This is a genomic window from Geodermatophilus africanus, from assembly GCF_900107105.1.
In the GTDB taxonomy this organism is placed as follows: Bacteria; Actinomycetota; Actinomycetes; order Mycobacteriales; family Geodermatophilaceae; genus Geodermatophilus; species Geodermatophilus africanus.
In genome coordinates this window covers 149300-172765 of the sequence record NZ_FNOT01000003.1, presented here as the reverse complement: position 1 = coordinate 172765, position 23466 = coordinate 149300, and the positions used below count along the sequence as shown (strand labels likewise).

The window sequence follows — 23466 nt, the reverse complement described above, 5'->3', positions numbered from 1 at the left end:
GGAGGAGGTCCCGAGTGCAGTACGCCGAGAACGTCATCGAACTGGTCGGGCACACCCCGCTGGTCCGGCTGACGTCGGTCACCCGTGAGCTCGGGCCGGATGCCCCCCTGGTGCTGGCCAAGGTCGAGTACCTGAACCCCGGTGGCTCGGTGAAGGACCGCATCGCCGTGCGGATGGTCGACGCCGCCGAAGCCAGCGGCGCGCTCCGGCCGGGCGGCACCATCGTCGAGCCGACCAGCGGCAACACCGGCATCGGCCTGGCGCTGGTCGCCCAGCAGCGCGGCTACCGGTGCGTCTTCGTGTGCCCCGACAAGGTGGGCAAGGAGAAGATCGACGTGCTCAAGGCGTACGGCGCCGAGGTGCACGTCTGTCCCACCGCCGTCGACCCGGCCGACCCGCGCTCCTACTACTCCGTCTCCGACCGGCTGGCCCGCGAGACCCCCGGCGGCTGGAAGCCCGACCAGTACGCGAACCCGGCCAACCCGCAGTCGCACTACGAGTCGACCGGCCCGGAGATCTGGTCGCAGACCGACGGGCGGGTGACGTGCTTCGTCACCGGCGTCGGCACCGGCGGGACGATCAGCGGCACCGGCCGTTACCTCAAGGAGGTCTCCGGCGGGCGGGTCCGGGTGGTCGGGGTCGACCCGGAGGGCTCGGTGTACTCGGGCGGCACCGGCCGCCCCTACCTGGTCGAGGGCGTGGGCGAGGACTTCTGGCCCGACGCCTACGACCGCAGCATCGCCGACGACATCGTCGCCGTCAGCGACGGCGACTCGTTTGGCATGACCCGCCGGCTGGCCCGCGAGGAGGGGTTGCTGGTCGGCGGCTCGTGCGGCATGGCGGTGGTCGGCGCGCTGCGTGCCGCCGAGCGGCTGACGGCGGACGACGTCGTGGTGGTGCTGCTGCCCGACGGGGGCCGCGGCTACCTCGGCAAGATCTACAACGACGACTGGATGGCCGACTACGGCTTCCTGGAGCAGGCCACGCAGGGCACCGTCGGCGAGCTGCTCGCCGGCAAGGGCGGGGCGACGCCGGAGCTGGTGCACACCCACCCCAACGAGACGGTGCGGGACGCCATCGACATCCTCCGCGAGTACGGCGTCAGCCAGCTGCCCGTGGTGCGCGCCGAGCCCCCGGTGACCGCCGGCGAGGTGGTCGGGTCGGTCGAGGAGAAGACGCTGCTCGACGCGCTCTTCGCCGGACGGGCCAACCTCTCCGACCGCGTGGAACGGCACATGTCCCCGCCCCTGCCGATCATCGGCTCCGGCGAGCCGGTCAGCGCGGCGGTCGCGGCCCTGGGGACGGCCGACGCCCTGCTGGTGCACGAGGAGGGCAAGCCGGCCGGCGTCGTCACCCGGCAGGACGTGCTGGGGCACCTCGCCGGGCTGGCTCCTACGGTCGGGGCATGAACCGCTCGCCGGAGCTCCCCGGCTTCAACACCCGCGCCATCCACGCCGGCCAGGACCCCGACCCGGCCACCGGCGACGTCGTCGTCCCGCTGCACCTGGCGACCACCTTCAAGCAGGACGGCGTCGGCGGGCTGCGGTCGGGCTACGAGTACGCCCGCAGCGCCAACCCCACCCGGACGGCGTTGCAGGAGGCCCTGGCCGCGCTCGAGCGGGGCCGCAGCGCCCTCGCCTTCGCCTCCGGCCTGGCCGCCGAGGACACCCTGCTGCGCGCCGTCTGCGAGCCCGGCAGCCACGTCGTCCTCGGCGGGGACGCCTACGGCGGCACGTTCCGGCTGATCTCCAAGGTCGCCGCCCGCTGGGGCGTCGAGCACACGCCGGCGGACCTGAACGACGTGGACGCGCTGCGGGCGGCGATCCGGCCGACCACGCGGGTCGTCTGGTGCGAGACGCCGACCAACCCGCTGCTCAACGTCGCCGACATCGCCCTGACCGCCGAGGTCGCGCACGACGCCGGTGCGCTGCTCGTCGTCGACAACACCTTTGCCTCGCCCTACCTGCAGCAGCCGCTGACGCTGGGCGCCGACGTCGTCGTCCACTCGACGACGAAGTACCTGGGCGGCCACTCGGACGTCGTCGGCGGCGCCTTGATCATCGGAGAGGGCGCCTCCGGTGACGACGCCGACCTGGCCGAGCGGCTCGCCTTCCACCAGAACGCCATGGGCGCGGTCTCCGGCCCGCTGGCCGACTGGCTGGTGCTGCGCGGCATCAAGACCCTCGGCGTCCGGATGGACCGGCACCAGGCCAACGCCGCCCGGGTCGCGGAATTCCTGCTCGGCCACCCCGCCGTCGCGTCCGTGCGCTACCCGGGGCTGCCCGACCACCCCGGGCACGACATCGCCGCGAAGCAGATGTCCGGCTTCGGCGGGATGCTCTCGTTCCGGCTCACGGGCGGGGAGGACGCCGCGCTGCGGGTGTGCGAGCGGGCGCAGGTGTTCACCCTCGCGGAGTCCCTGGGCGGGGTGGAGTCGCTGATCGAGCACCCGGCGCGGATGACCCACGCCAGCGCGGCCGGCTCGCCCTTGGAGGTACCGGGCGACCTGGTGCGGCTCTCGGTCGGCATCGAGGACGTCGAGGACCTGGTCGCCGACCTGGACCAGGCGCTCAGCTGACCCGGGACCCGGCGGAGTGGTGACGGGCTGGCAGCATCCACCCGTGACGACGCGGTACACGGTCCGCCCCGTGCGGGCGCACGAGTGGCGCGAGATCCGGACCCTGCGCCTGCGGGCCCTGTCGGACGAGGCCGCACCGATGGCGTTCGTCGAGTCCCACGGCGACGCCGCGGCCCGTCCCGACGGCTTCTGGCAGGGGCGGGCCCAGGCCTCCTCGCTCGAGGCTGGCCCACGTGCCGGCGCCCGCCAGTTCGTCGCGGTCACCGACGACGGCACCTGGGTGGGGACTGCGGCGGTGCTGATCGAGGAGGCCGGTGACGCGGACTTCGAGGGCCGGGTCGTCGAGGAGGCCGGGGGTCATGTGGTCGGCGTCTTCCTCCACCCAGAGCACCGCGGCCGGGGGGTCATGGACAGCGTGCTCCAGGCGGCCACCGACTGGCTGCGAGAGCGGGGATCGTCCCGCGCGCGGCTCTACGTCCATGCGGACAACGCCCGGGCACAGCGCTGCTACGAGAGGTCCGGGTTCCGGCCGACCGGGGCACGGTTCACCGGCACGATGGGGCCCGAGATCGAGATGACCCGCGCTCTCTGACGCCTATCCCACGTGGTGGTCAGCGCGGCAGCGTGAGGATGCGGGGGCCGTCGTGGGTGACCGCCACCGTGTGCTCGACGTGCGCCGCGCGGCTGCCGTCGGCGCTGTACAGCGTCCAGCCGTCGGCGGCGACCCGGTAGTCGTCGCTGCCGCCGGCGAGGAACCACGGCTCGATGGCGATCACCAGCCCGGCGCGCAGCGGCAGCCCCCGGCCGGGGCGGCCCTCGTTCGGGACGGACGGCGGCTCGTGCATCGAGCGGCCGACGCCGTGGCCGCCCTGGTCGGTGTTGATGCCGCACCCGCCGGCCCGGCCCACGGCGCCGATCGCGGCGGAGACGTCGCCCACCCGGTTACCGACGACGGCCGCGGCGATCCCGGCCGCCAGCGCGCGCTCGGTGGTCGAGACCAGCTCCTGGTCGTCGGGCCGGGGCGTGCCCACCGGGAAGGTGATCGCGGCATCGCCCACCCAGCCGTCGAGGGTGGCCCCGGCGTCGACGCTGAGCAGGTCGCCGTCCTCCAGCTCCTGCGGGGTCGGGATGCCGTGCAGCGCGACGTCGTTGACCGACAGGCAGACCACGCCGGGGAACGGCGGCGTGGTGGTCAGCGGCGCGTAGCCGAGGAACGGGGAGGTGGCGCCGGCGTCGGCGAGGACGGCGCGGGCCACCTCGTCGAGCTCGGTGAGCCGGACGCCCGGGGCCGCGGCGGCCCGGACGGCGGCCAGCATGTCGGCCACGACGGCCCCGGCGGCGCGCATCGCGTCCAGCTCGCCCGGCGTGCGCAACTCGATCAACGGTCCTCCTCGGGCGGCGAGATCGCCGATCTCGCACGGGTACGGGCCTCCAAGCGTGCGAGATCGCCGATCTCGCCGGGAACTCGGGGTCTAGCTCGCCAGCTGCTCCTCGAACCAGACCCGCGCCCGGGCGTTGCCCTCCTGCCCCCGCTCCCCCGCCGCGCGCACCCGCTCGGCCAGCTCGCCGGACAGGCAGCGCGCCAGGGCGGCGTCGAGCGCTTCGGCGGTGAGCTCCTCGACGGGGACGACGAGCGGCCAGTCCAGCGCCACGGCCTGGCTGGTGACCTTGGCCCCGCCGGCGATCGGGTCGCAGGCGACCACCGGCCGGCCGTGCATGAGGCCGAGCACCAGCGCGTGCAGCCGCATGCTCACCACCACGTCCGCCCGCCGCACCAGCGCCTCGACCTGGGCCGGACGGCGGGCGTGCGGCTTCCCGTAGAGGTCCATGTCGAGCTCGAACCAGGGCAGCGCGCGGTCGGCCAGCCACTCCTCGATGGCACCGCGGACCCGCTCGGCCTGGCTGCGCTCGCCGTACTCGCCCTGCACCGGCGTGAACGCCACCGCGAGCACGGGCACCTCCGGCTCGGGACCCTCGACGGCGAGGTCGGGACGCGCCAGGTCAGGGGCGTCGCGTTCCCAGACCCGGTCGAACAGCCCCCGTGCCGACTCCTCCACCACCGACACGTTGACCGCCCAGCGCTCGGCGCCGGCGAAGGCCTCGGCGAGCTCCCGAAGCAGCGGCCGGTCGGCCAGCGGGCCGCTGACGAAGACCAGGTGCGTGTAGTCGGCCGGGTCCACGTCCCGCCAGTCCACGCCGCGCTCCAGGTACGGCGCCCAGGCGACGTCGTGGTCGACGCCCAGGTCGGTGAGCCACCGGACCACCACGTCGGCGCCCAGCTCGTCGCCGACGGTGGCGATCACCTCGTCGAAGGAGAACCACCCGGCGACGAGGACACGCATGGTCACCAGCCTTGCACCCACGGGTGACGGGAACCCCTCGGGGGAACGAGATCCTGGTCGCAGTGGTTGTCCCGACCGTCGAGCGACCCGAGGAGAGCCCGTGAGCGACACCGCCAGCGACCTGGACCTGTCCGCCATCGAGCGGGAGCGCACCCGGATCCGGGAGGCGCACCTCAGACCTGCCGGGGAGCGGCCGGCGTCGACTGCCCGCGGTCTGCACCACACCGCGCTGATCAGCAGCGACGTCGAGCGGACGGTCCGCTTCTACCAGGACGTGCTGGGCTTCCCGCTGACCGAGCTGATCGAGAACCGCGACTACCCAGGCTCGTCGCACTTCTTCTTCGACATCGGCAACGGCAACCTCGTCGCCTTCTTCGACTTCCCCGGCCTGGACGTCGGCCCCTACGCCGAGGTCCTCGGCGGGCTGCACCACATGGCCATCAGCGTCAACCCCGAGCGCTGGAACGAGCTGGTGCAGCGGCTCACCGACGCCGGTGTGCCGCACGAGGTGCACAGCGGCGTCTCGGTCTACTTCCGCGACCCCGACGGCGCACGCATCGAGCTGATCGCCGACCCGCTCGGCGAGATGTACGGCCACCAGGTCCTCTGAAGGAGGCCCCGTCCTCCTCACCCTTCGCAGGCTTAGGGCGGGACCCGGGACGGGGCCGCTCCGCTAGGCCGAGGTGTCGACCAGGTCGGCGTAGTCCGGGTGCCGTTCGATCCAGGCACGGACGAACGGGCAGCGGGGCACCACCCGCCGCCCGTGCGCCCGGACGTCGTCCAGGGCGCCGCGCACGAGCGTGCTGCCCACGCCGCTGCCCCCGGCGTCGGGGTCGACCTCGGTGTGGGTGAACACCACCCGGTCGCCGTGGCGCCGATAGGCCGCCAGGCCCAGCACGCGGTCGGCGGCCCGCGCCTCGTACCGGCCGGCCTCGGGGACGTCGGTGACGGTGAGCTCCATGACTCCTCCCTACCCCGCGGGTGGCGAGCGTGCTGCCCGGACGCCACGAGGGCCCGGTCACCGTGGTGACCGGGCCCTCGTGTGCCAGTAGCGGGGACAGGATTCGAACCTGTGACCTCTGGGTTATGAGCCCAGCGAGCTACCGAGCTGCTCCACCCCGCGTCGGTGAGACCACCATACACACGCTCCCGCCGGGGCCGGGTCAGAGGGTGCCGGTGTAGACCACCTGTTCGGCCACCTGCGCCAGCCGGACGTTCTGGCGCATGCTCTCCCGCCGGAGGACGTCGAAGGCCTGCTCCTCGGTGACGCGCAGCCGCTCGAGCAGGATGCCGATCGCCATGCCGATGCGGCGGTTGGTCAGGAGTGCGCGCTCGAGGTTGTCGGCCCGGTCCTCGGCGGCCTCCGCCCGGGTGCGCAGCGCGGCCAGCTCGACCGCCGCCGGCCCGCCGGCCCGCTGCCGGGTGCCGACGGCGGTCTCTGCGTCGCGGCTGGGGCCCGGCGCGGCCTGCCGGTCCGCGGCGGTCGGGTCGGGGACGGTCGGCCGCTCCCCGGTCACGGTGCTGTCGTCGGTCATCGATGGTGCCGTCGGCTCTCCACGACGAGCGCCGGGGGCTCGTGGGCGTGAACCGCCGGCTGTAGTGACTCCAGTATGACCGGCGGCCCACCCCCCTGACAGTCGCCGGGGGGTGGCAGGCGTCAGGCGGGCTGCCGCTCGCCGACCGAGGCCGGCTCCCTCGCCGCCGTCGCCGCACCGGACGGGACCCGGCGGCCGCGGGCCCGCACCAGTCGCGACAGCGCCGTGGGGTGGCCGAAGGCCGCCGTCAGCCGGTCGAGGAAGACGGCCAGCAGGACGACGGCGAGACCACCCTCGAACCCGGAACCGACGTCGAGCTGAGTGACCGCCCGCACGACGACGGCGCCGAGCCCGGCGGCGCCGAGCAGGCCGGCGGTGACCACCATGGACAACGCCAACATGATCACCTGGTTGACACCGGCCATGATCGACGGCAGGGCGAGCGGCAGCTGCACCTCCCGCAGGACCTGCCCGGGCCGGGCACCGAACGCCTGGGCCGCCTCGACAACCTCGCGGTCGACCTGCCGGATGCCGAGCTCGGTCAGCCGCACGCCGGGCGGGATGGCGAAGAGGATCGTCGCGACCACCCCGGGCACGACGCCGACACCGAAGAAGAAGACGGCGGGGATCAGGTAGACGAACACCGGCGTCGTCTGCATGAAGTCGAGCACCGGCCGGACGATGACGCTGACCGCACGGTGCCGGGCCGCCAGGATGCCGATCGGCACCGCCACCGCCGTGGCGATGACCGCCGCCACGAGGACCAGCGCCAGGGTCTGCATCGTCTCGACCCACAGCTCCAGCGAGACCACGAGCAGGAACGCCAGGACCGTGTACAGCGCCAGCCACGGCCCCCGCAGCAGTAGGGCGAGCGCGGCGAACACCACGATCCAGAGGACCGGCGGCGGCGAGACCAACGCGTCGGTCAGCCCGTTCACGAGCACCTGCATGACCGCGGAGACGGCGTCGAAGAGCCACGGCACCGTGTCGAGCAGCCAGTCGATGAGGTCGGAGACCCACTGGCCGAGGGGGATGTGCGGGATCACGAGCGCCTCCCACGGACAGGGACGGCCGACAGTGCGTCGAGCACCGCCGCCCGGGGGACGACGCCCAGGAGCCGCCCGTCGTCGTCGACCACCCCGAGCGGCACGGCGTGCCGCCCGACCAGGTGCACGAACTCGACGACCGGCCGGTCGGCCCCGATGGTCGCGTAGTCGGGGACCAGCTCGCGCGGACCGAGTGCGGACCGGCCCTCCTGCAGCGCGCGGGCCAGCAGGTCGTCGCGGGCGACGCCGGCGACCCGCCCGTCCTCACCGAGGACGTAGGCGCCGTTGGCCTCGGCCACGCCCAGCGCCCGGAGCACGTCGCCGGGCGCATCGCCGAGCCGGGCGGTCAGCCGTGGCTCGCGCAGCAGGTCACCGGCGGTGAGCACCCGGGTCCGGTCGACGTCCGAGGTGAAGTCGGCGACGTAGTCGTCGGCCGGTGCCGAGATGATCTCCGGGCCGGTACCCAGCTGGACCGGCCGGCCGTCCTTGAGCATGAGGATCCGGTCGCCCAGCCGCATGGCCTCGTTGAGGTCGTGGGTGATGAACACGATCGTCTTCGACAGCTCCGACTGCAGCTGCTCGAGCAGGTCCTGCATGTCGCGGCGGATCAACGGGTCCAGCGCGGAGAACGGCTCGTCCATGAGCAGGACCTCCGAGTCCGCGGCCAGCGCGCGGGCCAGGCCCACGCGCTGGCGCATGCCACCGGAGAGCTCGGCCGGTCGCGCGCCGGCGCGTTCGAGCAGTCCGACCGTCTCCAGCGCCCAGTCCGCCCGCTCCCGCTGCTCGGCTGCACTCGCGCCGCGGACCTTGAGCGCGTAGGCCGCGTTCTCCCGCACCGTGCGGTGCGGCATCAGCGCGAAGTGCTGGAAGACCATGCTGATCTTCTCGTTGCGGACCGCGCGCAGCTGCGCGTCGTCGAGCGCCCGCAGGTCCCGGCCCTCGACCTCGACGGTGCCGGCGCTGGGCTCGATGAGCCGGTTGAGCAGCCGGACGAGGGTGGACTTGCCCGAGCCCGACAGCCCCATGACGACGAAGAGCTCACCACGCTCGACGGCGAAGCTGACGTCGTGGACCGCGAGCGTGGCGCCGGTCCGGCGGAGGATCTCGTCGCGCCCGAGCCCCTCGCCGGCCAGCCGCAGGGCCTCCTGTTCGCGCGCCCCGAAGACCTTGGTCAGGCCCGAGACGCCCAGCACCGGCGGCACGGTCAGCCGATCCACTGGTCGATCTGGTCGGCGTGCTCGTCGACCCACTGCCGGGCGACCGTCGCGACGTCCTCACCGTCGACGTCGACCTGCTTCTGCATCTGCTCCATCTCCTCCACCGAGATGCGCAGGTCGGTGAGCAGGTCGACGAAGGCCGGGGCCTGCTCCCGCAGCTCCGTGCTGGCGGCGATGTTGGCGCTGTACGACGGCATCGCGCAGGCGCCGTCGCCGGTGGTCAGGCAGCCCTCGGTGTAGGGCGTCGGCTCCTCGAGCTGGACCATGTCGTACTGCGCGAACACCGCGTGCGGGTGGTACAGGTACAGCACGATCGGCTCCTGGCGGGTGTAGCTGTTCTCCAGCTGGGCGAGCTCGGCCGCCTCGCTGGAGACGACGTGCTCCAGAGTGATCCCGTAGCCCTCGAGCCGCTTGGCGTTCTGCTCGGTGGTGATGTAGCCCGGGTCCGCGTCGTAGAACTTGTTACCCAGCGCGTCGGCGTAGTCGTTGAGCTGCGTGACGCTGGTCAGCCCCTCCAGCGGGCCGCCCGGCTCGACGGCGTAGGCGGGCACGAACCAGCCCTGCGCGGCGTCCCCGTAGGTCTCGGACACGATCTCGACCCGGTCGGCGGCCCCGTCGGCGAGCTGCTGCTGGTTCGGCAGCGCGACCTCGGTGAGCAGGTCGATGTCCCCGCGCTGCGCCCCCGTCCAGGCCGCGGCCGGGTCGAGCTGGGTGGTGGCCAGCGAGGAGACCCCGAGGTCGGCGTGGTCGGCAGCGATCTCGCTGAGGATCGAGTTGGTCAGGCCGGCGGCGGTCCAGCTGAACTGGGCGGCCTGGACCGTGACGCCGCTCCCCCCGCCGGTGGCGCTCTCGGCGCCCTCCTCGGCGCTGCACCCGGTGGCGGTCGCGGCGAGCAGGGCGGCCAGCGCCACTGCGGAGGCACGGGGACGGATCGAGGTGCGCAGCATGGGGTCTCATCTCGTGGAGGCGCCGGGCCGGACCATCCGGCGGAGGGGGTCGTGCGGCGAGGCGCAGGTCCCCTGGGAGGGACCTGCGCCTCGCCGTGCGGTCAGTTCTCCGGACGAGCGTCGTACACGTTCCTGCTCAGGCGCCACCCGGGCCGACCGGTTGGTCCCCCCGGAGCGTGATGCGGTGCATGACGCGCCGCTGGTCGCCGTAGTCGCGGTTGGCGTAGTGGACGGTCGAGCGGTTGTCCCACATCACGACGTCGCCGACCGACCAGCGGTGCCGGACGATGTGCTCGGGCTTGGTGATGTGCGCGTAGAACAGGTCGAGCAGGGAGCGGCTCTCGGCGTCGGAGACGTCCGCGAGGTGGGACACGAAGCCGGGGTTGACGAACAGGCTCCGGCGGCCGGTCTCCGGGTGCACGCGGACGACCGGGTGCTCGATCGGGACGAGGGCGCGGAACTCCTCGCCCTCCCACTTCGTCCGCTCCTCGCGCTGGGCGAGGTAGTAGCCGAACTCTCGCGTGCCGTCGTGCACCGCGACCAGCTGGTCGGCCAGCCGCCGGACCGGCTCGCTGAGCGACTCGTAGGCCAGCTCGAGGTCTGCCCACTGGGTGTCCCCACCCGTGAGCGGCAGGACGACGGCCCGGAGGACCGACCCCAGCGGCGGACGGCGCACGAAGGTGACGTCGGTGTGCCAGACGTCGGCGAACCCGCCGGTGGAACTGTCGAGCGCGTAGATCTCCGGGTGCTGGTCGTCGACGCCGGGCACCACCGGGTGGGACTCGGTGACCTCGCCGAGGCGGTGGCCCAGCGCGATCTGGCGGTCGGGGTGCAGGTCGTGCTGGTCGGCGAAGAACAGCACCTTGTACTCGGCGAGGGCGGTCCGGATGGCGCGGACCTCGTCGTCGGTGACGTGACTGAGGTCGACGCCGTGGATGCGGGCGCCGATGGACGGCTCGAGGCGCTCGACCTCGAGGACGCCGCTCTCGGCGGCGGGCGTGGTCGTGGGGACGGCGAGCAGGGTCATGCGAAGGACTCCGGTGGCGAGGGATGAAGGGTGGCTCGGACGGCGTCAGGCCGGACAGAGCGCGCTCGCGCACCGCAGCAGGTCGACGTGCCGGCGCTCGACGAGCGCAAACCGCACAATCCCGACCGACTGCATGCGGATTACCGTAGCGGGTGTTCCCGCCACCGCGTCGAAGGGGTGTCCTCGTGTCCCTGCCGGGCTCGCTGTTCATCGACGGGACGTGGCAGGACGCCCGATCCGGGCGCCTGCTGCACGTCCTGGACCCCGCCGACGGGTCGCTCGTCGTCGCGCACGAGGCAGCCGCGGCCTCCGACGTCGACCGAGCCGTCGCCGCGGCCCGGGCCGCTTTCGAGGCCGGCAAGTGGTCGGGCGCGCCTGCGGAGGAGCGGGCCGGAGTGCTGCGGCGCACTGCGGACCTGCTGGTGCGCGACCGGGAGCACGTCGCGCTGCTCGAGACCCAGGACACCGGCAAGCCGCTGCGGGAGAGCCGCGTCGACGTCGACGACGTCGTGGCCGTGCTGCGCTACTACGCCGGCCTGGCGCTCGACGACGTCGCCCATCGGGTCGACGCCGGCCCGGACGTCGACAGCCGCGTCGTGGCCGAGCCGGCGGGCGTCTGCGCGCTGGTCACGCCGTGGAACTACCCCCTGCTGTCGGTGGCGTGGAAGCTCGCGCCGGCGCTGGCGGCCGGCTGCACCGCGGTCGTCAAGCCCAGCGAGCTCACCCCGCTGACCACGGCGCACCTGGTGGCACTGCTCGCCGAGGCCGGCGCGCCCTCGGGGGTGGTGGGCCTGGTGCTCGGGGACGGGGAGGCCGGCGCCGCGCTCGTCGCGCACCCCGACGTCGACCTGGTCAGCTTCACCGGCGGGACCGCCACCGGCCGCGCGGTGCTGCGGGCGGCCGCGGCGACGGTGAAGCGGGTGCACTGCGAGCTCGGCGGCAAGAACCCGAACGTGGTCTTCGCCGACGTCGACGTGGACGTGGTGGTCGACAACGCGCTGCACGCCGCCTTCCTGCACGCGGGGCAGGTCTGCTCGGCGGGCTCCCGCCTGCTGGTCCACGCCGACGTGCACGACGCCGTGGTCACGGGCCTGACCGCCGGCGCGGAGGCCATCCGGCTCGGCGACGGACGCGACGAGCGCACCCAGTCCGGCCCGATGATCTCCGGGGCGCAGCGGGCCCGCACCGAGGCGGCGGTCGCCGGAGCGCTCGCGGAGGGAGCGGTCCTGGCGGCGGGCGGGCGCCGACCCGACGACCCCGCGCTCGCGGACGGCTTCTTCCACCGGCCCACCGTGCTCACCGGCTGCTCACGCAACATGGCCGTCGTCCGCGAGGAGGTCTTCGGCCCGGTGCTGACGGTGGAGGCCTTCACCGACGAGCAGGAGGCGGTCGCGCTGGCCAACGACACCGTGTACGGGCTCGCGGGCGCGGTGTGGACCGCCGACCTCGACCGCGCCGACCGGGTGGCCGCGGCGCTGCGCTGCGGGACCGTCTGGGTGAACGACTTCCACCCCTACGTGCCCGGGGCGGAGTGGGGCGGGCGGAAGCAGTCCGGGGTGGGCCGGGAGCTCGGGCCCACGGGGCTCGCGGAGTACCGCGAGCTCAAGCACGTGTGGCGCCGGCGGACGCCGGGTCGCAGCGGCTGGCTCGGCTGACGGCGCCCCCACCCGCCGGAGACGCGCAGGGGGGCCACGGCGCACCCGCGCCGTGGCCCCCCGCCGTCGTTCAGAGCGCGCGGACGTTCTCCGCCTGCGGGCCCTTCTGGCCCTGCGTGACGTCGAACTCGACCTGCTGCCCCTCGTCCAGCGACCGGTAGCCGCTGCCGCTGATGGCGGAGTAGTGGCAGAAGACGTCAGCGCCGCCGTCGGCCTGCTCGATGAAGCCGAAGCCCTTCTCCGCGTTGAACCACTTCACAGTGCCCTGAGCCAATGTCGTTCTCTCTCCGTGCTGGGGGTGTCAGGACCGACAGCCGTCGGGTCCTGGGGCGCCGCACCGACCGGCAGGACCGAGAGGAACGTCAGGCAGAGACGACTGCGGACGTCCGGGAACGAAGCAGAAGCACGACGGCGACCGTCTGGGATTGTACGCGGGGATCGACCGCGACCGGTGGAGGAGGCTGGCCACATGGACGTCACGACGGTCAACGACCGCCACCTGTACCGCGCGACGGTGGTGCTGCGCGATGCGCACGACCCGACGGGACAGGTCGAGTTGCCGGGCCTCGTGGTGCGGTTCGGTCCGCCCGGCTGGCTCACCGTCGTCCACGGCGTCGCCGGCACCGGCGTGATCGCTCTGTACCCCACCGACCGGGTGCTGGAGGTCTCCGACCTCGGCGAGGCCGGCCCCTCGGCGCACGGCCCTGCGGGCGACTGAGGTGTGCTCCCGCACGAACGCCGAGGGCCCACGGCTTTCGGTGAAGGCCCTCGGTCCTCGGCAGACGAGGGACCGCCCGGACCCCGACCCCCGTGATCGGCGTCGCCTGTTCCCACAGCCATGACGTGACGGCGCGGTCAGACGTCCGCCGGGTCCCCGAGCGCCGTGGCCGCCAGCGCGTGCACCTCGCGGTCACCGGCCGTGTCGGCGGCGTCGCGGATGGCCTGCAGCTCCTCCCGGGCGCCGGGTTCGCCGTCCTCGGCGCGCACGGTGGCCCGCAGGCAAGCGGCCAGCGCGGCCCCCTCGCCGGCGCCGGACTCCGCGTACCAGCGGCAGGCGGCCTCCAGCAGGTCCCGTGCCCCGGGTCGGTCGCCGGCGCAGCGGAGGACCTCCGCCTGGGCCACCTGGGCCAGCGCGAGCAGCCGCCGGTCTCCGGCGAGCTGGGCGCCGGCGACGGCCCGTCGCAGCGTGTCCGCCGCGCCCGGGTCGCCCGCCTGGTGCTGGGCGCGTCCCAGGTGCACGCGGTGCAGCGCGGCCGCCCCGCCGAAGCCGAGCCGGTCCGCGGCCTCCGCGGCGTACCCGTGGTGCCGTGCGGCGTCCGCATGTCGCTCCTCGGCGTGCGCGATCCTCCCGAGCGCGCCCTCGGCGTGCAGCAGCGCCCACGCGTCCCCGATCGGCCGCAGGATGCCGATCGCCTCCTCGCACGCTGCACGGCCCCCGGCCGGGTCACCGAGCGCCAGCGAGGCGAACGCCGCCAGCAGACAGCTGCCTCCCTCCTCCCACGAGGCGCCGCCGGCGGCGTAGGCATCCCGGCAGCGCGCCAGGTCGGCCAGGGCCTCACCCGCCCGCCCCTCCTGGGGCAGAACGAAGCCGCCGTACCAACGCGCCAGGACGGCCAGTGACGCGTCTCCCCCGGCGAGGGCGGTGGCCCGGTCGAGGAGGGTGCGGGCCGCCGTGAGGTCTCCCGACATCGCCTCGAGCCAGCTCTCCAGCAGGAGCGCCCTCACCTCGAGGTCTCGGGGCGGGTCGTCGACGGCGAGGCGGGCGGCGCGCAGCCGGCCGGCGGCGGCCGCGTCGTCGAGCAGCACCCACGCCCAGCCGAGGTCGACGGCGATCCGCAGTCCGGTGACCGGTTCGGTGGCGCGGGCCCGGGCCAGGGCGGCGTCGATCGTGGCCCGCTCGGCCGCGGTGACGGCGACCTGCGCGGCCTGGTCCGGACCGCGGACCGTCCCGGCAACGGTGGCCGCCATCTGCGCCGTCCAGGCCACGAGGGCGTCGGCCGCGGCACCGGCCGCGCCGGCCTCGGCCGCCCGGTCGGCGCTGAACACCCGGACGCTCTCCAGCAGGCGGTAGCGGGTGGCTCCGGCCGCGTCGGCGTCCGCGGTGACCAGCGAGCGGTCGACCAGGCGGTCGACGACGTCGAGGGCGGAGCCGGGAGGGACGCCGAGTCCGCCCAGGACGTGCTCGAGCGCCGGCATGGTGGCCCCGCCGGGGAACTGGGCGAGCGCCCAGAGGCCGCGCTGGTCGTCGGGGAACAGCAGGTCGTAGCTCCAGGACAGGGCCGCGGCGAGGGTGCGCCGGCGCTCCGGGCGGGTCGACGTCGGGTCGGCGAGCAGCGTGAACCGGTCGTCGAGCCGCCGGGCGATCTCGGGCACCGTCATGATGCGCGTCCGCGCCGCGGCGAGCTCGATCGCCAGCGGCAGGCAGTCCAGGGCGCGGCACAGCTGCGCCACGGCCGGCGCGGTCTCGCCGGTGAGCGCGAAGGACGCCCGCCGCTCGGCGGCCCGCTGGGCGAACAGCGCGACGGCATCGGCCTCCGGCAGCGGGTCGAGCTGGTGCACCAGCTCCCCGTCGAGCCCGAGCGGCCGCTGGCTGGTGGCCAGCACGCGCACCCGCGGGGCGGCCCCGAGCACGGCCGCGACCAGCGGTGCGACACCGTCCGCGAGGTGCTCGCAGTTGTCCAGCAGCAGGAGCAGATCGGCTCCGCGCAGGTCCGTGGCGACGTCCCCGCGGGAGCCGTCGACTCCCGGGACGGCGTCCGCGATCGCGAGGGGCACCTCGTCGGCGGTGCGGACGCCCTCCAACCGGACCAGCCACGCGCCCTCGGGGGCGGCCTCCCGGCGGGCGGCTTCCACTGCCAGCCGGGTCTTGCCCACGCCGGCGGGACCCACGACCGTGACCAGGCGGTTGCCCTCCAGGGCCGCCAGCAGCGCAGCCAGCTCATCGACGCGGCCGGCGAGCGGGGTCGCCGGCACCGGGGTGTTCCCGCGGCGGCGCCCGACGGGCGCGGACGCGACACCTGGCGTGAGCGCCGGGTCGTGCGCCAGCACCCCTCGCTCGAGGGCCGCCAGCTCTGGACCCGGGTCCACGCCGAGCTCGTCGGCCAGGACCCGGGCCACCCGCCGGGAGGCCGCCAGCGCATCCGCCTGACGGCCGGCCCGGTAGAGCGCGGTGATCAGCAGCGCCCACAACCGCTCGCGCAGCGGGTGGACGGCGACCAGGGACTCCAGCTCACCCACGAGTTCCCCCGTGGCCCCGAGAGCGAGGCGCGCAGCGAGCTCGTCCTCGAGCAGCCGCAGCCGGGTCTCCTCCAGGCGCACCCGGTGCGGGAGGACCCAGCCCGCTCCGCCCGCCGCGGGCAGCACCTCGGCGCCGAACAGGGCCAGCCCCTCGTGGCAGATGACCGCAGAGGCAGCGGGGTCCCCCGCAGCCAGCAGCGCGGCGCCCTCGTCCGCCAGCCGGAGCGCGCGCACCGCGTCGACCCGGCCCGGGTCAACGGCGAGCGTGTAGCCATCGGAGGCGCCGATCAGCGCGGCCGGATCGCCGAGTGCCCGGCGCAGCTGCGACACCTTCGCCTGCAACGTGTTGAGCCGGGTTCCCGTCGTGCCGGGCCACAGCTCCTCCACCAGCCGCTCGGCGCGGACCGGACGGCCGGCGTCCAGCGCCAGCCGCACCAGCAGTTCCGTGGTCAGGCCGCTGGGAACGGGTGCCGGCACCCCGTCGCGCCGCACCTCCACCCGGCTCAGCACCGCGACGGTGAGCACCCGGCGAGCCTAGGGCCGTCAGCCCGTCGTCAGTGCGTCGTCAGCCCGCCGCTCCAGGCTCCGCACATGGCACCCACCACCGATCCGCACCAGCTGGTCAGGGGATTCATCGCGGACACCGCCGGCACGACCGACGCGCTCGTCGAGGCCGCCTGCACGAGCCGCGACCCGGCTCTGCTCGTCGCCGCCGCCCTGGTTCCCCCGGGCCGGCCGGAGCTGCTCGTCCGGGCGGCTGCCGCCGCCCTCTGCACCCGCGACCGCCAGCTGGTCGCCGTCGCATCGGCGCACCTGCGCGGTGACCACGACCGGGCCCTGCTGCTGGCCCGGGACCACCTCGCCGACCACCCCGACGCCGTGCTGGTCGCCCACATCGCCGCACTGTCCACCCGGCGCTGACCCACCCGCCCACCCACGTCCCAGGAGCGCGCCATGACACCCCGCCGCACCGCCGTCCTGATGGTCACCGCCGCCGTCCTGCTCAACGTGGCCTTCACCGGCCTGGGCAGCGTCTTCGACTACCCCGACGTGCTCGAGCAGCCCGCCGAGGACGTGCTCGCCTCCTTCCGCGAGTCGCAGGCAGCCGTCAGCGCCTGGTTCCTCACCCTCGCCCTGGCCGCGGCCCTGCTCGCTCCCGTCGCCGTGGGCGTGGGCCGGCTGTCGGCCGCCCGGCCCATGCGCTGGGCGGTTCCCATCGGCATCGCCGCCGCCGTGGTGCAGGTGGTCGGCCTGCTGCGCTGGCCGCTCCTGGTGCCCGGCTGGGCCGCCACCGCCGCGGGCAGCGACCCGGACGCGGCCGCCGACGCCCGCTCGGCGTTCGGCACGGCCAACCGCGTCCTGGGCGACCTGGTCGGCGAGACCGGCGGCTACCTGCTCACCGCCGCCTGGACGCTGCTCGTCCTCGCCGCCCTCGGATCCGGGTTCGCCGGGCGCTGGTTCCTCGCGCTGGGATCGGTCTCGGCGGCCCTGGTCCTCGCCGGCGTGCTCTCGCCCCTGGACCTCCCGCTCGTCGACACCGCCAACTTCGCCGGCTACGTCCTGTGGAGCCTGTGGCTGGTCCTCTTCGCCGCCGTCCTCGTCCTGCGGCAACGCCGCCGGGCCTCCGTCCCCGTCTCACCGGCCACTGCCGACGTCAGGAGCTGACCCCATGACCACCACCGGATCGTCCCGAGCACCCCGTGTCCGCACCTGGCTGACCTGGACCGCCGGGTTCCTCGCCTTCCCCCTCGCCGGCCTGGCCGGCACCGCGGTCGCCGGCCGGGTCGACGGCCCGATCGCGGCACTGCTCGGCGGAGCCGTGGCCGGAGCCGCCATCGGTGCCGGCCAGACGCTGGCCAGCCGGGGACGGCTCGACCTCCGCAGATGGATTCCCGCCACCGCGATCGGCATGGCGGTGGGACTGCTCCTCGGCGCCGTCGCCGTCGGCTACCGCACCTCGTTGGCCGACCTGGCCCTGATGGGTGCGCTCACCGGGCTCGTCCTCGGACCCGCACAGGCACTGGCGCTGCCCCGTGCCACCCGCCTGCGCTGGATCTGGGCCGCCGCACTGCCCGCCCTGTGGGCGCTGGGCTGGACCGTCACCACCCTCGGGGGGATCGCCGTCGACGAACAGTTCACCGTCTTCGGTGCCTACGGCGCTATCACCTTCTCCGCCCTGTCCGGGCTGCTCCTCGCCGTCCTCCTGCCCTCCCGTCCCGCGGCCGGCCCCGCCGCGGACCCGATCCCGACCGCGGCACCCGCATGACCACCCCCACGCCCCGGCGCAGGCCGACCTCGACGCGCTGCGCCGCCGCGGCGAGACCGCGCGTGCCCGTCAACCGGTCCGGCCGCGCCATCCGTGCATCGGCCGGCTGCGCCGCCCTGCACGTCCGGCACCGCGGACACGACGAGCAGAGCGACTCCCACCCCACCGGCCGAGCTGCCGAGCGTGCGGACCGCCGTCAGCCGCCGCGCCGGGCCCGAGTACGGGTCTCGCACCCATCCGCTCTGGACCCTGCCCTCAGCAGCCACCGGACCCGTCCCTTCTCCGTGCGGGGGTGGGGTCCGGTGCGGTGCGCGCCGTCGACGGGGGCGGAGTTCATCGACACCCACCAGCCCGTGCTGACACGATGCGTGTCCGGGAGCCCACCGTCGTGTTCGCGAGCAGCGCGCGCCGGGACGGCGGCAGGTGAACACCGGCCGCTCGCGGGAGGTGGTCAGGGTGGGCCCACTGCTCGAGACGAAGCTCCATGTGCCCCGGCGGCACCGTGGTCTGGTCGCCCGTCCCCGGCTGCTCGAGCGCCTGGACCGCGGGACGGAGGCGGCGCTCACGCTGGTCTCGGCCCCGGCCGGGTTCGGGAAGACCACCGTCCTGACCGACTGGCTGACCTCCGTCGCCGCGGGGCAGCGGTCGGTGGCCTGGCTCTCGCTCGACCAGCGGGACAACGACCCGGCGGTGTTCTGGACCTACCTCGTCGCCGCGCTGCGGACGGCGGCGCCGGAGGTGGGCGCGGGCGCGCTCGCCCTCCTGCAGTCGCCCCGGGCATCGACCGAGGCGGTCCTCGCGACGCTGGTCAACGACCTCTCCGCCCTCCCGGACGACGTCGTGCTCGTGCTCGACGACTACCACGTCGTCGACGCACCCGAGGTGCAGGACGGGATGTCGTTCCTGGTGGAGCACCTGCCCGCGCAGGTCCACCTGGTGGCCGCCGGCCGTGCCGACCCGGCGCTGCCGCTGGCGCGGCTGCGTGCGCGGGGTGACCTCGTCGAGCTGCGCGCCGCCGATCTGCGCTTCACGGCGGACGAGGCCGCGGCGTACCTCACCGTCGCGATGGGACTGGCGCTGACGGCAGAGGACGTCGCGACCCTGGAGCAGCGGACCGAGGGCTGGATCGCGGCGCTGCAGCTGGCGGCGCTGTCGATGCAGGGCCGCGACGACGTTCCCGGCTTCATCGCCGGCTTCGCGGGGGACGACCGCTACGTCGTCGACTTCCTGGTCGAGGAGGTCCTGCAGCGCCAGCCCGGGCACGTGCGGACCTTCCTGCTGCAGACCTCGGTCCTCAGCCGGCTGACCGGCCCGCTCTGCGACGCCGTCACCGGCCAGGACGGCGGCAAGGCGATGCTGGAGGCGCTCGACCGCGCGAACCTCTTCCTGGTGCCGCTCGACGGCCGACGCCGGTGGTACCGCTACCACCACCTGTTCGCCGACGTCCTCCGGATGCGCCTGCAGGACGAGCGACCCGACGTCGTCTGCGGCCTGCACCGCCGGGCCACCGAGTGGTACGAGCGCAGCGGGGACCGGGCCGAGGCGGTCCACCACGCGCTGGCCGGCGGGGACACCGCCCGTGCGGCGGACCTGGTCGAGCTGGCGCTGCCGGCGCTGCAGAAGGGCCGGCAGGAGGCCACCATGCGGCGCTGGCTGGAGGCGCTGCCGGACGAGGTGATCCGGGTCCGGCCCGTGCTCAGCGTCGGCTACGCCGCGGCGCTCATGGTCAGCGGGCAGGTCGAGGGCGTCGAGGCACGCCTGCGTGACGCCGAACAGTGGCTGACCGCGACCCCGGACCGCGGGCACGACCCCCCGGCGCCGGCGACGGAGATGGTGGTCGCGGACGACGCGGGGTTCCACCGGCTGCCCAGCGCGATCTCGATGTACCGCGCCGGGCAGGCCCTGCTCTCCGGCAACGTGGCCGGCACCGTGGCGCACGCCCGGAGGGCGCTCGACCTGGCCGGTGCCGAGGACCACCTGGGGCGCGGCGGGGCAGCCGGGCTCCTCGGCCTGGCCCACTGGAGCAGCGGGGACCTGGACACCGGGCACCGGTGGTACGCCGATGCCGCGACCAGCCTGGAGAAGGCCGGGCACGTGTCGGACGTGACCGGCTGCGCGATCGCGCTGGCCGACATCCGCGTCGGGCAGGGCCGGCTCGGCGAGGCGATGACGACCTACGAGCGGGCGCTGCAGCTCGTGACGCCCGACACCGGGCCGGTGCTGCGGGGCGCGGCGGACATGCACGTGGGCATCGCCGGCGTCCACACCGAACACGGTGATCTCGACGCGGCCCGGCGACACCTCGCGGCGAGCAGGGACCTGGGCGAACACCTCGGCCTGCCGCAGAACCCGTACCGCTGGCGGGTCGTGATGGCCCGCATCCGCGAGGCCGAGGGAGACGTCGCCGCGGCACTCGGCCTCCTGGAGGAGGCGCAGCGCCGCTACGTCGGTGACTACTTCCCCGAGGTGCGGCCGGTCCCGGCGCTGCGGGCGCGCGTGCTCGCCCGGCACGGCCGGTGGGCCGACGCGCTCGCCTGGGCGCAGGAGCGGGGGTTGTCGGTCGACGACGACCCGGACTACCTGCGCGAGTTCGAGCACCTCACCCTGGCCCGGGCGCTCGCGGCGCGCTCCGCGGCCGAGGGCCGTGCACGGTCGGTCTCCGGGGCCGTGCGGCTGCTGGACCGACTGCTGCGCGCGGCGGAGGAGGGCGGCAGGACAGGCAGCGTCATCGACGTGCTGGTGGTGCAGGCGATCTCCGAGCAGGCGCGCGGCGACCTGCCCGCAGCACTCGCGGCGCTGCGCCGCGCGCTGGCGCTGGCCGAACCGCGAGGCCACGTCCGGGTCTTCACCGACGAGGGACCACGCGTGGGCACTCTGCTGCGAGCGGTCGCGGCGGAGGGCGCCGCCGCGGGTTACGCCCGCCGGCTCATGGCAGCCCTGGGCAACGGCGAGGACGGCGCGCCGGTCGCGGAGCACCTGGTGGACCCGCTCAGCGCGCGCGAGCTGGACGTGCTGCGGCTGCTCGGCAGCGACCTCGACGGCCCGGACATCGCCCGCCAGCTCTTCGTGTCGGTCAACACCGTCCGGACCCACACCAAGAACATCTACGCCAAGCTCGGCGTGACCAACCGCCGCGCTGCCGTCCGCCGGGGCGAGGAGCTCGACCTCATGCCGCGGTATCGCGACCACCCCGGCCGCGCCGCCGTCTCCGACCGGTAGGCACGGGCGTCCGTCCGGCTCGCTGGCGAGGCAGCTTCCGGCCGCTCACCGCGTCGCCCTTGGTTGCGGATCACCACCCGGATCACCAGACATGGTGATCCGCTCTCACCACCCCCCTCCCTACGTTCCTCCACAGCGGCGCACGCCGGACCTCCGGCTATCACGACCGGGGCGCCCGGCGGCGACCGGCCCCACACCCCACGGGGACCAGCACCTGCCGTATGAGGAGGAGACGTGACGGAGAACCGAACGCCCTACCCGGTCCGCGTCGACGCGTCGGAGGACGCGCCGTCCCGGGGACTGTGGCTGGTGAAGTGGCTGCTGCTCATCCCGCACGTCGTGGTGCTGGCCTTCCTGTGGCTGGCGTTCTCCGTGGTCGGCGTGATCGCGTTCTTCGCCATCCTGTTCACCGCCCGCTATCCGCGGGCACTGTTCGACTTCAACGTCGGCGTGCTGCGATGGAGCTGGCGGGTGCACTACTACGGATACTGGGCGCTGGGCACCGACCGCTATCCGCCGTTCACCCTCGCCGACGTGCCGGACTACCCCGCCCACCTCGACGTCGCCTACCCCGAGCGGCTCTCCCGCGGTCTGGTGCTGATCAAGTGGTGGCTGCTGGCCATCCCGCACTACCTGATCGTGTCGGTCTTCGTCGGTGGCGGGATCTGGCTGGCCACCCGGACCGGTGACGCCGGTAGCGGCTGGGAGGCCGGCGTCAGCCTGCTGTCCCTGCTGGTCTGCTTCGCCGCGATCGTGCTGCTGTTCACCGGCCGCTACCCCAAGCCGCTGTACGACCTCATCCTGGGCGTGGACCGCTGGGTGCTGCGGGTGGCCGCCTACACCGCGCTGATGACCGACCGCTATCCGCCGTTCCGGCTCGACCAGGGCGGCACCGACCCCGGCTCGCTGCCCGCCGACCCCCTGCCGCCCGCCCCCGGCGGCGTGCCGGCGACCACGCCTCCGGCCCCGACCGCGCCGGTGCGGTGACCACGCGCCGTCCCGGCCCGAGGACGCCGGGACGGCCCGGACAGCCGACGCAGGCAGTCCGGCCGGCGCACCGTCGGCGCACAGCACCAGAGGCGGCCCGGTCACGGCATGCCCTCGACCGTCGTCCTCCGGCCACCACCCCGGTCGACACCGGACAGGGGAACTCGATGACGAGTCACACCACCGGCCGCTCGTCCGACTCGAGCCGCTACGAGATCCGCCTCGGGGGCCACCTCGAGCCCCGATGGGCCGCCTGGTTCGACGGGATGACCCTCACCCACGCCGACGACGGCAGCACCGTGCTCACCGGTTCGGCGCTCGACCAGGCGGCACTGCACGGGGTTCTGAGCAAGGTGCGGGACCTGGGCCTGCCACTGCTCGCCGTCGCGCAGCTCGACCCCTGACCAACCGCCCACCTCCACCAATCGCACCCCGCTGGACCCGGGAGGGACCCGACATGAGCACCACCGTGGACGCACCCGCGGCGACACGACCGCCGATGGACCGGATGCGCCGGACCTCCCTGGCCGCCGGCATCCTCTACCTCGTCACGTTCGTGTCCATTCCCACCCTGGCGCTGTACCAGGACGTGCGGGGGAAGACCGACTTCGTCCTGGGCGCCGGCAGCGACACCGGCGTGCTCGTGGCGGCCTCCTCCGAGGTCGTCGTCGCCCTGGCCGGCATCGGCACCGCCGTGGTGCTGTTCCCGGTGGCGAAGCGGGTGAGCGAGACGGCCGCCCTCGGCTTCGTCGCCTCCCGGGTCGTCGAGGGCGCCCTGATCATCGTCGGCGTCGTCAGCGTGCTGACGCTGCTCACCCTCCGCACCGACGTCGCCGGCACCGCGGGCGCGGACCCCGCCTCGCTGCTCACGGCCGGCCACACCCTGGCCGCGGCCTACGACTGGACGTTCCTGCTCTCGCAGAGCCTCATGCCCGTCTTCAACGCGCTGTGCCTCGGTTACGTCCTCTACCGGTCCCGCCTGGTGCCGCGCGTCCTGCCCACCCTGGGGCTGATCGGCGCCCCGCTGCTGCTCGCCTCCGACACCGCGATCCTCTTCGGCCTCTACGACCGCGCGGCCCCGATCGCCGTCCTCGCCGCGCTCCCGATCGCCGTGTGGGAGTTCTCGCTGGGTGTCTACCTGACCGTCAAGGGCTTCCGGCCGTCCGCCGTGGCCGCGCTCACGCCCGGCGCCGCGAACCGGACCTCCCGACCGTCACCGGCTTGAGCGGCTAACGTCCTCGACCCCCGCCTCCCGACTGAGGTGCGGCCCGGACGAACGCCGAGGGCCCCCACAGTGTCCTGTGAGGGCCCTCGGTCCTGAGTAGCGGGGGCAGGATTCGAACCTGCGACCTCTGGGTTATGAGCCCAGCGAGCTACCGAGCTGCTCCACCCCGCGTCGGTGAGACCACC

General features: G+C 74.5%; 24 protein-coding genes and 2 tRNA genes. 13 read left to right on the top strand and 13 right to left on the bottom strand.

Annotated features, from left to right (window positions below):
* Positions 1-14 precede the first annotated feature (14 nt).
* The 3 genes from BLW63_RS06110 to BLW63_RS06100 are packed head-to-tail and all read left to right on the top strand — an operon-like array spanning position 15 to position 3170.
* Positions 15-1409 (top strand): cystathionine beta-synthase, encoded by a 1395-nt coding sequence (locus tag BLW63_RS06110; protein ID WP_091152575.1) that lies wholly within the window; start codon positions 15-17, stop codon positions 1407-1409.
* Complete coding sequence (locus BLW63_RS06105; RefSeq protein WP_091152572.1) at positions 1406-2578, top strand: cystathionine gamma-synthase; 1173 nt, start codon at positions 1406-1408, stop codon at positions 2576-2578. The genes BLW63_RS06110 and BLW63_RS06105 overlap by 4 nt, the downstream gene beginning before the upstream one ends.
* A gap of 43 nt (positions 2579-2621) precedes the next feature.
* Complete coding sequence (locus BLW63_RS06100) at positions 2622-3170, top strand: GNAT family N-acetyltransferase (protein WP_091152570.1); 549 nt, start codon at positions 2622-2624, stop codon at positions 3168-3170.
* Positions 3171-3189: 19 nt separating this feature from the next.
* Here BLW63_RS06100 and map read toward each other — a convergent pair whose 3' ends face one another.
* Positions 3190-3960, bottom strand: a complete 771-nt coding sequence (map, locus tag BLW63_RS06095; RefSeq protein ID WP_091152568.1) for a type I methionyl aminopeptidase — start codon at positions 3958-3960, stop codon at positions 3190-3192.
* A 90-nt stretch (positions 3961-4050) separates the two neighbouring features.
* The gene (locus tag BLW63_RS06090) at positions 4051-4920 is read right to left on the bottom strand and encodes a polysaccharide pyruvyl transferase family protein (protein WP_091153160.1); all 870 of its coding nucleotides are present in this window, start codon (positions 4918-4920) and stop codon (positions 4051-4053) included.
* Positions 4921-5020: 100 nt separating this feature from the next.
* Between BLW63_RS06090 and BLW63_RS06085 the strand changes: the two genes are divergently transcribed.
* Complete coding sequence (locus BLW63_RS06085; protein ID WP_091152566.1) at positions 5021-5530, top strand: VOC family protein; 510 nt, start codon at positions 5021-5023, stop codon at positions 5528-5530.
* Between the two features lie 63 nt (positions 5531-5593).
* Here the strand turns inward: BLW63_RS06085 and BLW63_RS06080 are convergent, their stop codons facing one another.
* The 8 genes from BLW63_RS06080 to BLW63_RS28765 form a co-directional block, all read right to left on the bottom strand.
* Positions 5594-5881: a GNAT family N-acetyltransferase gene (locus BLW63_RS06080; RefSeq protein ID WP_091152564.1), complete on the bottom strand. Its 288-nt coding sequence runs from the start codon at positions 5879-5881 to the stop codon at positions 5594-5596.
* A gap of 88 nt (positions 5882-5969) precedes the next feature.
* Positions 5970-6043: transfer RNA gene (locus tag BLW63_RS06075), tRNA-Met, on the bottom strand.
* A 40-nt stretch (positions 6044-6083) separates the two neighbouring features.
* Positions 6084-6455, bottom strand: coding sequence for an ANTAR domain-containing protein (locus BLW63_RS06070; RefSeq protein WP_091152562.1), 372 nt, complete (start codon positions 6453-6455; stop codon positions 6084-6086).
* A 122-nt stretch (positions 6456-6577) separates the two neighbouring features.
* Positions 6578-7501: an ABC transporter permease gene (locus BLW63_RS06065; protein WP_244522399.1), complete on the bottom strand. Its 924-nt coding sequence runs from the start codon at positions 7499-7501 to the stop codon at positions 6578-6580.
* Positions 7498-8694, bottom strand: coding sequence for a quaternary amine ABC transporter ATP-binding protein (locus BLW63_RS06060; RefSeq protein ID WP_244522398.1), 1197 nt, complete (start codon positions 8692-8694; stop codon positions 7498-7500). Before BLW63_RS06060 ends, BLW63_RS06065 begins: the two co-directional genes overlap by 4 nt.
* 11 nt (positions 8695-8705) lie before the next feature.
* Positions 8706-9665 (bottom strand): glycine betaine ABC transporter substrate-binding protein, encoded by a 960-nt coding sequence (locus BLW63_RS06055; RefSeq protein WP_091152560.1) that lies wholly within the window; start codon positions 9663-9665, stop codon positions 8706-8708.
* Between the two features lie 136 nt (positions 9666-9801).
* A complete protein-coding gene (locus tag BLW63_RS06050; protein WP_091152558.1) occupies positions 9802-10692 on the bottom strand; it encodes a TauD/TfdA dioxygenase family protein in 891 nt (296 codons plus the stop codon).
* Between the two features lie 45 nt (positions 10693-10737).
* The gene (locus BLW63_RS28765) at positions 10738-10827 is read right to left on the bottom strand and encodes a putative leader peptide (protein ID WP_342028692.1); all 90 of its coding nucleotides are present in this window, start codon (positions 10825-10827) and stop codon (positions 10738-10740) included.
* A gap of 50 nt (positions 10828-10877) precedes the next feature.
* Between BLW63_RS28765 and BLW63_RS06045 the strand changes: the two genes are divergently transcribed.
* Positions 10878-12347, top strand: a complete 1470-nt coding sequence (locus BLW63_RS06045; RefSeq protein WP_244522397.1) for an aldehyde dehydrogenase family protein — start codon at positions 10878-10880, stop codon at positions 12345-12347.
* A 70-nt stretch (positions 12348-12417) separates the two neighbouring features.
* On the opposite strand, the gene BLW63_RS06040 is transcribed toward BLW63_RS06045, so the two are convergent.
* Positions 12418-12621 (bottom strand): cold-shock protein, encoded by a 204-nt coding sequence (locus BLW63_RS06040; protein WP_091152556.1) that lies wholly within the window; start codon positions 12619-12621, stop codon positions 12418-12420.
* Between the two features lie 195 nt (positions 12622-12816).
* Between BLW63_RS06040 and BLW63_RS06035 the strand changes: the two genes are divergently transcribed.
* Positions 12817-13065, top strand: a complete 249-nt coding sequence (locus tag BLW63_RS06035; RefSeq protein WP_091152554.1) for a hypothetical protein — start codon at positions 12817-12819, stop codon at positions 13063-13065.
* 137 nt (positions 13066-13202) lie between these two features.
* Here BLW63_RS06035 and BLW63_RS06030 read toward each other — a convergent pair whose 3' ends face one another.
* Positions 13203-16109, bottom strand: a complete 2907-nt coding sequence (locus BLW63_RS06030; RefSeq protein WP_091152552.1) for an AfsR/SARP family transcriptional regulator — start codon at positions 16107-16109, stop codon at positions 13203-13205.
* A gap of 66 nt (positions 16110-16175) precedes the next feature.
* Here BLW63_RS06030 and BLW63_RS06025 point away from each other — a divergent pair, with 66 nt between their 5' ends.
* The 7 genes from BLW63_RS06025 to BLW63_RS05995 all read left to right on the top strand — a co-directional run bounded on the left by BLW63_RS06025 (position 16176) and on the right by BLW63_RS05995 (position 23281).
* Entirely contained in the window at positions 16176-16505 is a 330-nt protein-coding gene (locus BLW63_RS06025; protein WP_091152549.1) for a hypothetical protein, read from the top strand.
* Positions 16506-16538: 33 nt separating this feature from the next.
* Positions 16539-17249 (top strand): DUF4386 family protein, encoded by a 711-nt coding sequence (locus BLW63_RS06020; protein WP_091152546.1) that lies wholly within the window; start codon positions 16539-16541, stop codon positions 17247-17249.
* A gap of 4 nt (positions 17250-17253) precedes the next feature.
* Entirely contained in the window at positions 17254-17850 is a 597-nt protein-coding gene (locus BLW63_RS06015) for a hypothetical protein (RefSeq protein ID WP_091152544.1), read from the top strand.
* 456 nt (positions 17851-18306) lie between these two features.
* The gene (locus tag BLW63_RS28495) at positions 18307-21069 is read left to right on the top strand and encodes a winged helix-turn-helix domain-containing protein (RefSeq protein WP_211517028.1); all 2763 of its coding nucleotides are present in this window, start codon (positions 18307-18309) and stop codon (positions 21067-21069) included.
* 234 nt (positions 21070-21303) lie between these two features.
* Positions 21304-22056 (top strand): DUF4389 domain-containing protein, encoded by a 753-nt coding sequence (locus BLW63_RS06005; RefSeq protein ID WP_091152542.1) that lies wholly within the window; start codon positions 21304-21306, stop codon positions 22054-22056.
* Positions 22057-22223: 167 nt separating this feature from the next.
* On the top strand, positions 22224-22460 hold the full coding sequence (locus BLW63_RS06000) for a hypothetical protein (protein WP_091152539.1): 237 nt from the start codon (positions 22224-22226) through the stop codon (positions 22458-22460).
* A gap of 53 nt (positions 22461-22513) precedes the next feature.
* On the top strand, positions 22514-23281 hold the full coding sequence (locus BLW63_RS05995; protein WP_091152537.1) for a DUF4386 domain-containing protein: 768 nt from the start codon (positions 22514-22516) through the stop codon (positions 23279-23281).
* Between the two features lie 97 nt (positions 23282-23378).
* On the opposite strand, the gene BLW63_RS05990 is transcribed toward BLW63_RS05995, so the two are convergent.
* Positions 23379-23452, bottom strand: a tRNA-Met gene (locus BLW63_RS05990).
* Between the last annotated feature and the right edge of the window lie 14 nt (positions 23453-23466).

What these genes read in the sequence shown, in the direction of transcription:
- BLW63_RS06105 (WP_091152572.1), top strand. Translation starts at nt 1,406, where the DNA reads ATGAACCGCTCGCCGGAGCTCCCCGGCTTCAACACCCGCGCCATCCAC.
- BLW63_RS06090 (WP_091153160.1), bottom strand. Translation starts at nt 4,920, where the DNA reads ATGCGTGTCCTCGTCGCCGGGTGGTTCTCCTTCGACGAGGTGATCGCC.
- BLW63_RS06080 (WP_091152564.1), bottom strand. Translation starts at nt 5,881, where the DNA reads ATGGAGCTCACCGTCACCGACGTCCCCGAGGCCGGCCGGTACGAGGCG.
- BLW63_RS06070 (WP_091152562.1), bottom strand. Translation starts at nt 6,455, where the DNA reads ATGACCGACGACAGCACCGTGACCGGGGAGCGGCCGACCGTCCCCGAC.
- BLW63_RS06055 (WP_091152560.1), bottom strand. Translation starts at nt 9,665, where the DNA reads ATGCTGCGCACCTCGATCCGTCCCCGTGCCTCCGCAGTGGCGCTGGCC.
- BLW63_RS06050 (WP_091152558.1), bottom strand. Translation starts at nt 10,692, where the DNA reads ATGACCCTGCTCGCCGTCCCCACGACCACGCCCGCCGCCGAGAGCGGC.
- BLW63_RS28765 (WP_342028692.1), bottom strand. Translation starts at nt 10,827, where the DNA reads ATGCAGTCGGTCGGGATTGTGCGGTTTGCGCTCGTCGAGCGCCGGCAC.
- BLW63_RS06035 (WP_091152554.1), top strand. Translation starts at nt 12,817, where the DNA reads ATGGACGTCACGACGGTCAACGACCGCCACCTGTACCGCGCGACGGTG.
- BLW63_RS06025 (WP_091152549.1), top strand. Translation starts at nt 16,176, where the DNA reads ATGGCACCCACCACCGATCCGCACCAGCTGGTCAGGGGATTCATCGCG.
- BLW63_RS06020 (WP_091152546.1), top strand. Translation starts at nt 16,539, where the DNA reads ATGACACCCCGCCGCACCGCCGTCCTGATGGTCACCGCCGCCGTCCTG.
- BLW63_RS06015 (WP_091152544.1), top strand. Translation starts at nt 17,254, where the DNA reads ATGACCACCACCGGATCGTCCCGAGCACCCCGTGTCCGCACCTGGCTG.
- BLW63_RS06000 (WP_091152539.1), top strand. Translation starts at nt 22,224, where the DNA reads ATGACGAGTCACACCACCGGCCGCTCGTCCGACTCGAGCCGCTACGAG.
- BLW63_RS05995 (WP_091152537.1), top strand. Translation starts at nt 22,514, where the DNA reads ATGAGCACCACCGTGGACGCACCCGCGGCGACACGACCGCCGATGGAC.